Annotated in this window: 12 protein-coding genes and 2 pseudogenes; 7 read left to right on the forward strand and 7 right to left on the reverse strand. The window is 63.5% G+C overall.

Features of this window, described 5'->3' with window-relative positions:
- Nucleotides 1–109: 109 nt before the first annotated feature.
- Entirely contained in the window at nt 110–1,324 is a 1,215-nt protein-coding gene (locus tag RMET_RS00130) for an MFS transporter (protein ID WP_029306798.1), read from the forward strand.
- A 62-nt stretch (nt 1,325–1,386) separates the two neighbouring features.
- Here RMET_RS00130 and RMET_RS00135 read toward each other — a convergent pair whose 3' ends face one another.
- Entirely contained in the window at nt 1,387–2,703 is a 1,317-nt protein-coding gene (locus tag RMET_RS00135) for a M20/M25/M40 family metallo-hydrolase (RefSeq protein WP_011514957.1), read from the reverse strand.
- Nucleotides 2,704–2,923: 220 nt separating this feature from the next.
- On the opposite strand from RMET_RS00135, the gene RMET_RS00140 reads away from it, so the two are divergent.
- Together RMET_RS00140 and RMET_RS00145 are read left to right on the forward strand one after the other, a co-directional pair.
- On the forward strand, nt 2,924–3,187 hold the full coding sequence (locus RMET_RS00140) for a hypothetical protein (RefSeq protein ID WP_029306797.1): 264 nt from the start codon (nt 2,924–2,926) through the stop codon (nt 3,185–3,187).
- Nucleotides 3,188–3,326: 139 nt separating this feature from the next.
- Nucleotides 3,327–4,319: a Bug family tripartite tricarboxylate transporter substrate binding protein gene (locus RMET_RS00145; RefSeq protein ID WP_017514557.1), complete on the forward strand. Its 993-nt coding sequence runs from the start codon at nt 3,327–3,329 to the stop codon at nt 4,317–4,319.
- Nucleotides 4,320–4,377: 58 nt separating this feature from the next.
- Here the strand turns inward: RMET_RS00145 and RMET_RS00150 are convergent, their stop codons facing one another.
- Nucleotides 4,378–5,145, reverse strand: coding sequence for a response regulator transcription factor (locus RMET_RS00150; RefSeq protein ID WP_011514960.1), 768 nt, complete (start codon nt 5,143–5,145; stop codon nt 4,378–4,380).
- Nucleotides 5,146–5,330: 185 nt separating this feature from the next.
- Here RMET_RS00150 and RMET_RS00155 point away from each other — a divergent pair, with 185 nt between their 5' ends.
- The gene (locus tag RMET_RS00155; RefSeq protein WP_011514961.1) at nt 5,331–6,137 is read left to right on the forward strand and encodes a response regulator transcription factor; all 807 of its coding nucleotides are present in this window, start codon (nt 5,331–5,333) and stop codon (nt 6,135–6,137) included.
- Nucleotides 6,138–6,149: 12 nt separating this feature from the next.
- On the opposite strand, the pseudogene RMET_RS00160 reads toward RMET_RS00155, so the two are convergent.
- Nucleotides 6,150–6,998 (reverse strand): annotated as a pseudogene (locus RMET_RS00160) (porin); the annotation flags it as partial.
- 48 nt (nt 6,999–7,046) lie between these two features.
- Between RMET_RS00160 and RMET_RS00170 the strand changes: the two are divergent.
- Nucleotides 7,047–8,233, forward strand: a protein-coding gene (locus RMET_RS00170) for an IS3-like element ISRme13 family transposase (protein ID WP_085960481.1) whose coding sequence is annotated in 2 segments (ribosomal slippage) — nt 7,047–7,302 and nt 7,302–8,233 — 1,188 coding nt in all. Because the reading frame shifts where the segments join, the coding sequence is not laid out codon by codon here.
- Nucleotides 8,234–8,277: 44 nt separating this feature from the next.
- On the opposite strand, the pseudogene RMET_RS00175 reads toward RMET_RS00170, so the two are convergent.
- A pseudogene (locus RMET_RS00175) lies at nt 8,278–8,565 on the reverse strand (porin); the annotation flags it as partial.
- A gap of 53 nt (nt 8,566–8,618) precedes the next feature.
- On the opposite strand from RMET_RS00175, the gene RMET_RS33905 reads away from it, so the two are divergent.
- On the forward strand, nt 8,619–9,011 hold the full coding sequence (locus RMET_RS33905; protein WP_198162175.1) for a hypothetical protein: 393 nt from the start codon (nt 8,619–8,621) through the stop codon (nt 9,009–9,011).
- Here the strand turns inward: RMET_RS33905 and minE are convergent.
- The 3 genes from minE to minC are packed head-to-tail and all read right to left on the reverse strand — an operon-like array spanning nt 8,986 to nt 10,965.
- Nucleotides 8,986–9,240: a cell division topological specificity factor MinE gene (minE, locus tag RMET_RS00180; protein ID WP_008645119.1), complete on the reverse strand. Its 255-nt coding sequence runs from the start codon at nt 9,238–9,240 to the stop codon at nt 8,986–8,988. The two genes, RMET_RS33905 and minE, sit on opposite strands and share 26 nt — an antisense overlap.
- 15 nt (nt 9,241–9,255) lie before the next feature.
- A complete protein-coding gene (minD, locus tag RMET_RS00185) occupies nt 9,256–10,068 on the reverse strand; it encodes a septum site-determining protein MinD (RefSeq protein ID WP_008645118.1) in 813 nt (270 codons plus the stop codon).
- Between the two features lie 48 nt (nt 10,069–10,116).
- The gene (gene minC / locus RMET_RS00190) at nt 10,117–10,965 is read right to left on the reverse strand and encodes a septum site-determining protein MinC (RefSeq protein WP_011514963.1); all 849 of its coding nucleotides are present in this window, start codon (nt 10,963–10,965) and stop codon (nt 10,117–10,119) included.
- A 198-nt stretch (nt 10,966–11,163) separates the two neighbouring features.
- Between minC and RMET_RS00195 the strand changes: the two genes are divergently transcribed.
- Nucleotides 11,164–12,135, forward strand: coding sequence for a magnesium and cobalt transport protein CorA (locus RMET_RS00195; RefSeq protein ID WP_029306794.1), 972 nt, complete (start codon nt 11,164–11,166; stop codon nt 12,133–12,135).
- Nucleotides 12,136–12,206: the final 71 nt, after the last annotated feature.

Here is a 12,206-nt window from a genome sequence, read left to right on the forward strand (position 1 = left end):
CGCAGGACAGGCGGCAGTTTGCCAATTAGCATCGTCACACTTCCCGGCCGCGCGCTGTTCGGGCGCCCGGGCTTTTGCCAAGCATGACTGGCCAATGCGCCCCCGCACCATGAGCACAACCATCAATCCGGCCCATCCGGCCGACCGTGAGGAAGGCACACGCTTCCGCGTGCTGTACGCGATCAGTTTCGCGCACTTCCTCAACGACATGATCCAGTCGCTGATCCTTGCCATCTATCCGATGCTCAAGGGCGGCTTCAACCTGAGCTTCACGCAGATCGGTCTGCTGACGCTGACGTATCAGGTTACGGCGTCGCTGCTGCAGCCGGTGGTCGGCCTGTACACGGACAAGCATCCGAAGCCGCATTCGCTCGCCATCGGCATGGGATTCACGCTGTGTGGCCTGTTGCTGCTGTCGGTGGCCCCGACCTATGGCGTGCTGCTGGTTGCCGCAGCGCTGGTGGGAACCGGTTCGTCGATCTTCCACCCGGAATCGTCGCGTGTGGCGCGGCTGGCGTCGGGCGGACAGCATGGGCTGGCTCAGTCGATCTTCCAGGTGGGCGGTAACGGTGGCAGCGCGATGGGTCCGCTGCTGGCGGCGTGGATCGTTCACTCGCAGGGCAGCGTGGCGTGGTTCTCGCTGGCCGCGCTGCTGGCCATCACCGTGCTGTGGCAAATCGGCGGCTGGTACGGCCGGCACCTGGCCGAGCGCGCCGCGAAGAAGAAGGGCGCCGGCGTCGTGGTCAACAAGCTGCCGAAGTCGACAGTGGTGCGCGCCATCGTGGTGCTGCTGCTGCTGATCTTCTCGAAGTACTTCTACATGGCCAGCCTGAACACGTACTACACGTTCTACCTGATGGAGAAGTTCGGCCTGGCGCGTCAGACCTCGCAGATCTACCTGTTCCTGTTCCTGTTTGCCGTAGCGGCGGGCACGATCATGGGCGGGCCGATTGGTGACCGTATCGGCCGCAAGCGCGTGATCTGGGCGTCGATCCTGGGCGTGGCGCCGTTCACGCTGATGCTGCCCCATGCCAACCTGTTCTGGACCGCCGTGCTGTCCGTGGTGATCGGCTTCATCCTGGCCTCGGCCTTCTCGGCCATCCTGGTGTTCGCCCAGGAACTGATCCCGGGCAAGGTGGGCATGGTGTCCGGGCTGTTCTTCGGGTTTGCCTTCGGCATGGGCGGTATTGGCGCCGCCGTGCTCGGCCGGCTGGCCGATGCGCACGGCATCGAGACCGTGTACCAGCTTTGCGCGTTCCTGCCGCTGCTGGGCCTGCTCGCGGTATTCCTGCCGGACCTGCGCGAGAGGGCGAAGGCGGCTTGAACGGCTGATGGTTTTAACCCCCTCGCGCCAGAGCGGGAGGGGGCGTCACTTCCCTCCCGCGATCACTTCCCCGTCTTGTCCTGCGAGACATCCATGATCATCCGCGTCAGCAGATACAGACGCGGCGTGACCGAGTTCAAGTCCACATACTCCGCATCGTTCGAATGCGCGCCGAAGCCGCGCAAGCCGAAGCGCTCGATCACCGGTGCCTTGGTGGCCGCCGCCGCAAATGCCGCATCGGTGCCGCCGCCTTCGGCGGTGTCATAAACAGCCAGCTTTTCGCCGATTTCGGCATAGATGCCCTGCGCGTGCACAGCCAGCGCACGCGATGCCGGTGTCGCTTCCAGCGGCGGGCGACGGCGCTCGAACTTCACCTCGACCTTCGTGTCGGGAATCAGCTTCTTCTGGATCCGCTCCTGTAGCGTGCGCTCCAGGCTGTCGTAGTCGGCGGTGCGCAGCACGCGCACATCGGCCTGCGCGGTGGCTACGGCCGGAATCACGTTGCGGTTGGTGCCGGCGTGGGACAGGGTCCAGTTGACCTTGAGGCCAGTGTCCGGGTTGGACAGGTCGCGCATCTGCAGGATTTGGTGCGATAGCTCGTAGAGCGCATTACGCCCCAGTTCCGGCGAGCTTCCCGCATGGGAGGACTTGCCGTCGACCTTGAGCGAGATGGCGCCAATGCCGCTCGTAGCCAGCGAGAGCCGGTCGCCGGTGACGCGCGAGGCTTCGCACGAGAACACGGCATCCTGCTCCGCCCCCAGCTTCGTCAACGTGGCGCGCGCGCCCGGCGAGCTGATTTCCTCGTCGCCATTGATCAGCACGGTCAGCGTGCCATAGTCCTTGAACTTCATCTTCTGCAGGATGGCCACGGTATGCAGGATCACCGCCACACCGTTCTTGTCGTCGGCAATGCCCAGGCCGTAGGCGCGATCCCCGTCGACGCGGAAGGGCTGCTGCGCGAGCATTCCGCGCAGGTACACCGTGTCCATGTGCGCGATCAGCATGATCTTGCGTTGGCCGGTGCCCTTGAACTGGGCCATGACCATCTTGCCCACCTTCGCCGGGGTGTCCTCCATGCGATAGATCTCAGTTGGCTCGACCAGCTTCGCGTCGCCGCCGAGCGCGGCCAGGCGGTCGCGAAGCAGGTTGGCGATGCGGTCCAGGCCTTCGATATCCTTGCTGCCAGACTCGATCGAGACCAGGTCCTTGAGCGTGTCGATCAGCGCCGGCTTTTCCTGCTGCGCAAGCTGAAAGGCCGGCTGCACGGGCTCGGCCTGGGCCGGCAGGGCGCAGATCGCGCCAGCCAGCGCCAGCGCGGCGGGCAAGAGGGCCAGGCGGGCCAGGCGGGTACGCAGGGCAGGGTGAGGGGCAGCGTGCATGACGGGAACACTCCTTGTGGTGTCTTCTGTGCGGAAAGTTGGAATGTTGCGGAATCGGGGCGTCGCGGTAAAGGCCCCGGCGTGGGTCTCGTCACGATTCACGCGCCGTCCGCGCATCCTGTCGCGCGGGCGCTGCAGACATTGGTCATCCTGGCATCGAATTTGCGGCATCATGGTGGTCATGAAGTCCGCCGTACTCCAGCCCCCCGGGACCCCCGCCATGCCTGCCGCCGTGCCTTCCCGTGCGCCTGCGCACCCTGCCTGTGCCCATTGCCTGGCACTGGCTGACGACCCGCGCCGGCGCGAACCCCATCCCTGCCTGGCCCTGCACAACACGGCGCCGCTGGTCAGCCAGAGCGCGGCCGGCGTGCCGTTCAGCATGTTGTCGTTCAGGTGCCGGGAATGCGGTACCGCATGGCGGCTCTATGACCGGGCCAACGAGCTGTTCGTGTCGTGGGTGCCGGAGCATCCGCTGGTGCGATAACCGCTCGCCCGTTTCAGGGGCGCGGGCCGGATCGGCTAAGATGGCGGCAATTCGGACGCGGCCATGCATTTCCCGCCACGTCCCGCCAAATCCGCAGATTCCCGCTAATTTCCCGCCAATTTCCCGCTCAAGCCCGATCATGGTCGCCTTCCGATCCCTGCCGCTGCACGCCGCGTTCATCGCGGCCGCTGCCCTGACCGCCTCCATCTCCGTCCCGGCCTTCGCCGCGGACAACTATCCGAGCCGCCCGATCCGCATGATCGTCGCCTATCCGACCGGCGGCATCAGCGACGCCGTGGCGCGTGCGCTGGGCGAAAAGCTCTCGGTGCAGATGGGCACCTCGGTGGTGGTCGAGAACAAGGCCGGAGCGGGTGGCAGCATCGGCATCGACGCCGTGGCCAAGGCCGCGCCGGACGGCTACACAGTCGGTTTCTCGTCGACCAGCCCGCTGACGCTCAATCCGCACGTGGGCCACGTCAACTACGACCCGCAGCACGACGTGGCGCCGGTGATGAGCGTGATGTACTCGCCGGTGCTCGTGGTCGCCACGCCGAGCTTCTCCGGCAAATCGTTCCAGGACCTGATCGCGCAGGCCAAGGCCAAGCCGGGCTCGGTGCGCTGGGCCACGTCTGGCCTTGGCACGGTGGGCCACGTGATGCTTGAGCAGATCAAGGCCAAGTCGAAGACCGAACTGACGATGATCCCGTACAAGGGTGCCGGCCAGCAGATGAATGACGCGCTCGGCGGACAGTTCGAGGTGATGAGCACCAACGCCAGCCCCATGCTGACGCAGCACATGCAGGCCGGGCGCCTGCGCGCCATCGCCGTGGGCGCGCCGAAGCGCATCGACTCGCTGCCCAATGTGCCGACCATGGACGAACTGGGCTATCCCAAGGCCAACCTGACCTCGACGTTCGGTATCTTCGCGCCGGGCAAGACGCCGCCGGCCATCATCAACAAGCTCAATGCGGAACTGAACAAGGCGCTGGCCGAGCCCGACGTGCGCGACCGCCTGCTGCGCGGCGGCGAGGTGCCCACGGGTGGATCGGCGGCACAATTCGGCGCGGCCATTCGCGCCGAGTCGGCGGAGAACGCGCGCATCGTCAAGGAAGCCGGCATCAAGATCGATTGAGATGGATTCCGCTCAGCCGAAGGCGGCGGCCACATCTGCCACATTCGCCTCATCCGCCTCATAGGGCAGCCAATGACGGCCGGCCGCGTGTCGCGACGGCTGTTTCTATCGGGTCCAGGCGGCTCCCGAGCCGATAGACCGAACGCAGCATGATGCCGTTGAACGGCCAGAGCGCGAGTTTGGTGCGTACCCGTGACAGGTGGCTGTCGATGGTGCGCGCCTGCTCCTTGATACCCGTGGCAGGCCAAACGTGCTCGATCATCGCGCGGCGCGTCACCAGCGCGCCAAGGTTGCGGAACAGCAGCAGCGCCAGCGCGTATTCCTTGGGCGACAGGGCCACGGTCATGCTGTTGACCCACACGCGGTGCTCCGCTACCGCAAAGCGGAACACGCCGCAGACGAGTTGATCGGAGGTGTCCCCTAGCGCGCCGGGCGGCACGGTGGCAACCGTCATGCCGGGCACCGCTGCCCGCCGGGTCAATGCCTCGATGCGGGCCCGAAGTTCATCGCATCGCGCGGGCTGTGGCACGTACGCATCCGCGCCAGCCGCGAGGCAGCCCACGACCACTTCCTCCGCATCGCTCTGGCCCAGCATCATCACCGGCATCCCGTGTCCCAGTGTGCGCCGCACCCAATCGAGCAGATCATCGGCGTTGGTACCGGCCACGTCCCGGTCCAGCAGCAGCAGATCGAACGGCTCACGACGCATGGCCTCGATCATCGGCTGGCTGCTGCGAAATCGCGCAAGCGTGTGTCCGCCGGGATGCAACGCTCGCTCCAGCACGATGGCGCGGGCGGGGTCGTCTTCGAGCGCGGCGATTCTCAAGATGCGTTTCCTTCCTGTTCAGGTCAGATGTTCCGGGTCATGGTAGGCCGATGCGCGCGCCAAACGAAAGTAAACATTTGTGGCCGATGCAGAAAATGAGCATCGTCTTATAGGGTTTTCTCGCTCACACGCCTCTAATGGTCGTCAGCGATTTCACTGGACGCTCCACGTGGGAGCGACGACGCATGACAAGGATGGGACTGAGGGTTGCCTCGCTGGAGGACGACGCCGCCGAGGCCGCGAGGATTCGCGAGATCGTGACGGCGGAAGGGCACGAGTGCGTAACGTTCGCCGATGGCAGGCGCATGCTGGTCACGTTGCGCAAGGTCACGTTCGACCTGCTGCTGCTTGACTGGCACGTGCCGCATGTCTCGGGCCGGGAAGTACTGGACTGGGTGCGCGCGCACCTGGACCCGCGCATACCGGTGATGTTCCTGACTGGGCGTGACACCGAGGCGGACATTGTCGCAACGTTGAGTGCCGGCGCCGACGACTATATGGTCAAGCCGATCCGGCCGCGCGAACTCGGCGCGCGCATCGCAGCGCTGCTGCGGCGAGCGTACCCGGACTCTCGCCAGCCAGACGATGGACGGCTGACCTGGGGCTGTTTCCGCTTTGATGCCGTGACGCGCGAAGCCACGTGCCACGGGCAGGAGGTACGGCTGACGCCGAAGGAGTTCGAAGTCGCGCTGCTCCTGTTCCGCAATGAGGGCCGCGCCGTGCCGCGCGAATACATGCTTGCGGCGATCTGGGGCAAGGAACTGCCACCGCTGTCGCGCACCATCGATACCCATGTCTCGCGCGTGCGTACCAAGCTCGGCCTGTGGGAGCACAACGGCGTGCGGCTCCAGCCGCTCTACACGCATGGCTATCGTCTGGAACTGCTGACGACGCCGGGGATGGCGCCACCGTCAACACCACCGCCAACTCCACCTTCGACTCCGCCATCGCAAAAAAAGAAAGGCACCCGAAGGTGCCTTTCTGCCAACTGATCAAACCAACAATCAGAAGATGTGGCGGATGCCAGCGCCGAAGCTGGTCTGGTTGTTGCGGCCCGGCAGTTCGGTCGTGGTAGCGCCCGAAACCTTGTTGAAGTCCGCAGCACCATAGACTTGCGTGCGCTTCGACAGCGAGTACTCGGCGATCAGCGCGGCCGTGTAGCGGCGGCCATTGTTGTCGGCGATACCGTTCTTGTTTTCGACGTAATCGGCGTAGAACGCACCGGTCAGCGCCAGGGCCGGAGTGGCCTGGTAGGTCGCGCCGATGTAGCCCAGCGTGTCCTTGCGCGGATTGGCGTTGGCAGCAGCCGTACCGACGGTGTTCGGAGCCGGGTTGGCGTTCGTCGTGACGACGGCGGCGTTGTTCAGGATGTTGTCCATCAGGCCGGTGTGGTCGCGACCACCGATGTAGCCCAGGAAGATCTTTGCCGGGCCGATCGAGTACTTACCAGCAGCGCCCCACATTTGCTGCTTGTTGCCATTGGCGTCGCGAATTTCCTGGTACACGCCACCCACGCCGAACGGGCCGTAGTTGTAGGCTGCGCGCACGCCAAAGTACGGCGTGTTGATGCCGGCGCCCGAACCGCTTGCCTTCGTGAAGCTGCCCGGGGTTTCGCCGAAGCCGTAGCTTGCGCCGAAATCAAAACCGCTGAACGAACCGCCGTAGCTGACCACGTTGTTGCGACGGAGCTGCGTCAGGCTGTAGTACATCCACGAGTTACCGGTGTAGTTACCGATGGTCAGCGGATCGTAGTCACCGAAGAAATTAAACCCTTCGGTGTACTGACGGCCCAGCTTCACGGCGCCGAAGTCACCAGCCAGGCCAACGTAGGCTTGACGGTTGAGCTTGCCCCCGCAAAACGAATCCCTTGCTGAGGTTAAACTGAAGCAAGGAGAGATGTGATGACAAGCAAGACAAAGCGGGCGCAGTACACGCTGGAATTCAAGCTGGAAGCGGTACGGCTGGTGAAGAGCGGGCAGAGCATGGCAGTGGTTAGCGCGACCCTGGGCATCAGAGCGCAGACGCTGCATAACTGGGTCAAGGCGGAGCGGGAAGGCAAGCTGACTGGTGCGGGTATGAAGCCGGTCAGCCCGGAGCAGATGGAGCTGGCCCGGCTTCGGGCGGAGGTGGCGCGCTTGAAGATGGAGCGCGATATTTTAAAAAAAGCCGCAGCATACTTTGCGAAGGAGTCGGTGTGAGGTATGCGTTCATCGAGCGAAACCGACGTTACTGGCCGGTCTCGGTCCTGTGTGAGCTGTTAGGGGTCAGCCCCAGCGGCTATCACCAGCGCAAGCAACGCACAGTAAGCACCGACAGGCCAGATAGAGGCCGACTCAGTGACGATGCCTTGTTGGCCCACATCAAGGCGATTCACGCCGGGGTCAAGGGGGAGTACGGCTGGCCGCGCATGTGGAAGGAACTGCTGGCGCGTGGGGTGCGGGTGGGCAAGGAGCGTGTTCGCAAGCTGATGGCGCTGCACGGCATCCGTGCCCGCCACAAGCGCAAGTACATCGCGACAACCAACTCGAACCACGATTTGCCGGTGGCCCCCAATCTGCTGCAACGCGACTTTAGCCCAGCAGCACCCAATCAAGTCTGGACGAGCGACATAACCTATGTGGCGACCGCCGAAGGCTGGCTCTACCTGGTGGTCATCATCGACCTGTTCAGCCGGCAGGTGGTTGGCTGGTCGATGCAACCACACATGAAGGCCGAATTGGTCACGGACGCGCTGCGCATGGCCTGGTTCCGGCGCCGCCCGGAAGCCGGTGTGATTGTGCACACCGACCGGGGAAGCCAGTATTGCAGCCATCTGTTTCAAGACGCCCTGAAGGCGTATGGCATGCGCTCGTCAATGAGCCGCAGGGGCGATTGCTGGGACAACGCGCCGACTGAGAGTCTGTGGGGGTCGTTGAAGGTCGCTCGCCTGCACGGTCGCCAGTTCGCTACCCGCCGCGCCGCAATGGACGAGGTAATTGACTGGCTTGGCTTTTATAATGCCAGCCGACTCCACTCGACGCTGGGCTACGTCAGCCCCATGACGTTCGAGAAAAACTGGTCCGCAGCTCAGCAACACCGGGCTGCCTAATTCCCTCGGTTATGGGATTCGTGGAACAGGGGCAAGGTCAGGTTGAAGATCTGGCCCGACGAGCTCATCGTGCCGTTGGGCACGTTGAAGCCGTTTTCCAGTTGGAAGATGGCCTTCAGGTTGTTGCCCAGGGCTTCGGCGCCCTTCAGGCCCCAGCGGCTTTGCGTGATGGCACCATTGTCCATCGCGAGTTGGCCGTGGTTGTTGGCATCGGCGTTGGTCGTGTAGTGGATGCTGGCGTCGGCAATGCCGTACAGCGTGACCGACGTTTGCGCGTAGGCGCCGCCGGCAAACAGCGAACCGAGTGCGAGGGTCAGTAGCGATTTCTTCATGGTGCTCCTTTTCTGTCTTGTGGTTGTCCGCTGCCGGATCACGGCGCGTCCATTTGAATAACGTTTGCTGTAAACGCCGCGAAAATTTAACAAAAGGCGGATCGTTCGGACATAAAACCAAGCAAGAGCAGTGCTTCAGGAGGAGATTTGGTGCAATTCCGTTGGTTTGCCGCTACACAATGCCTCCGCACCCTGAAAATGGTGCGCAGCAGCACGCGTCGTTCTGGTGCAAGGGCACGAACGGGCAGCGACAGGGCAACGAAAAACAGGGGGATAAACGGAAGTGCGGAGGACAGCGCAGCGGTCGTGAAATACGACTGCTGCGCTGCAATAACCTAATCGAAAATGCGGGTTTTCCCTTAGAAGAAAATACCGCGGATTTATCGCGGATTTACTTTGGAATTACCCACAGCCTCGATCTCAGGCTTGTGGAATTTCTATCTTGACCTCGAGAACCTCGAGGTTGTCCTGACGCTCCAGGCTGACGCGCAGGTCCTGATCGCTGATTTTGACGTACTTCGAAATCACGGCCACCAGCTCGCGCTGAAGGGCCGGCAGGTAATCGGCCGGCGCCGAATGGCCCGAACGTTCATGGGCAAGAATGATCTGCAGGCGCTCCTTGGCGACCGATGCGGATTTCTTCTTCTCTCCCAGCAGGAAGGACAGGATCGACATGTGGATGAGCCCTCCTTATTTGTTGCCGAAGATGCGCGAGAACAGCCCCGGCTTCTGATAATCGGTAAAGCGCAGCGGTTTGTCCTTGCCCAGGAAGCGGTCCACGATGTCGCCGTAGGCATCGGCCACATCGGTGCCTTCCAGGTGGATCGCCGGCGTGCCCTGGTTGGAGGCATGGAGCACCGCCTCCGATTCCGGAACCACGCCGATCAGCTTGATGCGCAGGATTTCCTGAATATCGGTAAGCGACAGCATCTCGCCACCGTGCACGCGCTTGGGGTTGTAGCGCGTGATCAGCAGGTGTTCCTTGATCGGCTCGCCTTCGCTGGCGCGCTTGGTCTTCGACGACAGGATACCGAGAATGCGGTCCGAATCGCGTACCGACGATACCTCGGGGTTGGTCACGATCAGCGCCTCGTCAGCGAAATACATCGCCATTAGCGCGCCCGTCTCGATGCCGGCCGGCGAGTCGCAGATGATGTACTCGAAGCCCATTTCCTTCAGGTCGTTGATGACCTTCTCCACGCCCTCGCGCGTCAGCGCTTCCTTGTCGCGCGTCTGCGACGCCGGCAGGATGAACAGGTTTTCGCACTTCTTGTCCTTGATCAGCGCCTGGTGCAGGTTCGCTTCGCCCTGCACCACGTTGATCAGGTCATACACCACGCGACGCTCGCAGCCCATGATCAGGTCGAGGTTGCGCAGGCCGACGTCGAAATCGATCACGGCAGTCTTGTGGCCACGCAGGGCCAGACCGGCGGCGAAACTCGCGCTGGTGGTGGTCTTGCCAACGCCCCCCTTGCCGGAGGTCACTACGATGATTTTTGCCATGGCTCTATGGTCCGGTATGAGTGGAATTCGTTCGATTGCGTGCTGCCGTTATTTCATGCGCAGCGGTTCAAGGATCAGCTTTTCGTCGGCCAGGCGAACCTGTGCCGACTTGCCGAGCACGTCGGCCGGGAGTGTCTGCTCCGCGGTCCGGTAGATGCCGGCGATGGAAATCAGTTCGGGCTCCAGGCACGTGCAGAAGATGCGCGCATCGGGATTACCCTTGACACCCGCCAGTGCGCGGCCGCGCAGCGGGGCATAGATATGGATATTGCCTTCGGCGATGACTTCGGCGCCGTAGCTGACCAGGTCCAGGATCACCACGTCGCCCTGGGCGTAGATCTGCTGGCCCGAGCGCAGCGGCTTGTCGATCAGCAGCGTGGGGATTGCGCGGGGGGCGGAAGCCGCGTTCGCGGCCGCCATGATCTCGGCGATTTCCGAGGCCTTGCCATTGACGGCGGCGCCCTCGCTGTCCTTGCCCTTGCCGGTGTTCCCGGCCGCCTCGGCGTCCGTCTGCCCGCTTGCCGCCGTGGCTTCGGGTTTGCCCGCCTTCTCTTTAGGGGCCTCGTCCTTGCCGCCACGCCGGCTCTGGCTGTCCAGCAGCGGCAGGCCGAAGCCGCCGGCCCAGTCGCGCTGGTCGGCACGGGCCACCACGCCGATGGCACGGGCCTTGAGGGTGGCCAGGGTGTCGATCACACGGTCCAGCGCCAGCGCCCCGGTGCCTTCCAGGCGGCGCAGGTCCAGCGCGACAACGTCATCAGAAAAGAAATCGGGGGTTGACTCGAAGCGGGAGAGGAGGTCGTCCCGCACCGCGTCCAGGTCGGCGGTATTGAGAGCGAGAAGGAGGGCGTCGACGTTGCCACTGCGCAGCTCGAAGCGTGGCGATTTCTTCTGAGACATAGCCGGGTGACCGTGGAAATGCCACATTCTAACGTCGTATCTCCGGGGAACTGTAACAAATGTCGGACGGCCGGCCCCAGGTGGCCGATGCGGACCACGGGCGCGCCAGCCGCACGTCAAAAAGTGGTGATGGCGGGGATGGTTCACATCAAATGCCTCGGCTTGTTACGATTGCACGTCCTCAAGTACGGAGCATCCATGGGAGCCATCGTTAACTGCGCGGCCTATCGCGACGGCAGAAAGGTCGGAGATGTGGAGTTCGACGGCATTGCCAGAGCGCTGGCCGAGCCCGGCACCTTCGTCTGGCTGGGGCTGCACGAGCCAGACCTGCCGCTGCTGCGCAAGGTGCAGCAGGCGTTCGGTCTGCACGATCTGGCCGTGGAGGACGCGCTGGAGCCACATCAGCGCCCCAAGATCGAGGCCTACGGTGACTCGGTGTTCGTGGTGCTGGGTACCGCGCGCCTGGTCGACGACGAAGTGGTGGTGGGTGAGACGCATCTGTATGTCGGCCCGAACTACGTGGTTTCGGTGCGGCATGGCGCCAGTTCCACCTACACGCCGGTGCGCGAGCGCTGCGAGGAAGACCCGCGCGGCATGGCGCATGGCACGGGGTTCGTGCTCTATGCGTTGATGGACTACATCGTCGATCACTACCTGCCAATCGTGAACCGGCTCGAGGAAGCCTTCGAGGCGCTGGAGCAGGATATCTTCCACGACGAGTTCGATCGCGCGGCCATCGAGCGCCTCTATAAGGTCAAGCATCAGGTCCTGCGCCTGCGCAACGTGGTCTATCCGGTCGAAGACATCTGCAGCCAGTTGATCCGCCTGCATGAAGACCTTGTGCCAAAGGATCTGCGCGCGTACTTCCGCGATATCCAGGACCACAGCAGCCGCGTTGTGCGCACACTCGACGTGGTACGAGAGATGCTGACGACGGCCGTCCAGGTCAACCTGGCGCTGGTCACCGTGACACAGAACGAGGTGGTCAAGCGGCTGGCCGGGTGGGGTGCGATTCTGGCGGTGCCCACCGTCGTGTTTTCGCTCTATGGCATGAACTTCAATTTCATGCCGGAACTGAAGTTTCACTACGCGTATCCCGTGGTGATCGGCTTCACGGCGGCCGCGTGCAGCTTTCTCTGGCGCAAGCTGCACCGCGCGGGCTGGATCTGACGGTTTCGTCGCCATGATCTCCCTTCTCCCGCATGCTGGAGTGGGGGGATCCCCCTCCTGAAGACATCGGC

The organism is Cupriavidus metallidurans CH34 (assembly GCF_000196015.1).
Taxonomy (GTDB): Bacteria; Pseudomonadota; Gammaproteobacteria; order Burkholderiales; family Burkholderiaceae; genus Cupriavidus; species Cupriavidus metallidurans.

Excerpts from the sequence above, each read along its gene's own strand:
- RMET_RS00130 (WP_029306798.1), top strand. The coding sequence starts at position 110 with ATGAGCACAACCATCAATCCGGCCCATCCGGCCGACCGTGAGGAAGGC.
- RMET_RS00135 (WP_011514957.1), bottom strand. The coding sequence starts at position 2,703 with ATGCACGCTGCCCCTCACCCTGCCCTGCGTACCCGCCTGGCCCGCCTG.
- RMET_RS00140 (WP_029306797.1), top strand. The coding sequence starts at position 2,924 with ATGCCTGCCGCCGTGCCTTCCCGTGCGCCTGCGCACCCTGCCTGTGCC.
- RMET_RS00145 (WP_017514557.1), top strand. The coding sequence starts at position 3,327 with ATGGTCGCCTTCCGATCCCTGCCGCTGCACGCCGCGTTCATCGCGGCC.
- RMET_RS00155 (WP_011514961.1), top strand. The coding sequence starts at position 5,331 with ATGACAAGGATGGGACTGAGGGTTGCCTCGCTGGAGGACGACGCCGCC.
- minE (WP_008645119.1), bottom strand. The coding sequence starts at position 9,240 with ATGTCGATCCTGTCCTTCCTGCTGGGAGAGAAGAAGAAATCCGCATCG.
- minD (WP_008645118.1), bottom strand. The coding sequence starts at position 10,068 with ATGGCAAAAATCATCGTAGTGACCTCCGGCAAGGGGGGCGTTGGCAAG.
- minC (WP_011514963.1), bottom strand. The coding sequence starts at position 10,965 with ATGTCTCAGAAGAAATCGCCACGCTTCGAGCTGCGCAGTGGCAACGTC.
- RMET_RS00195 (WP_029306794.1), top strand. The coding sequence starts at position 11,164 with ATGGGAGCCATCGTTAACTGCGCGGCCTATCGCGACGGCAGAAAGGTC.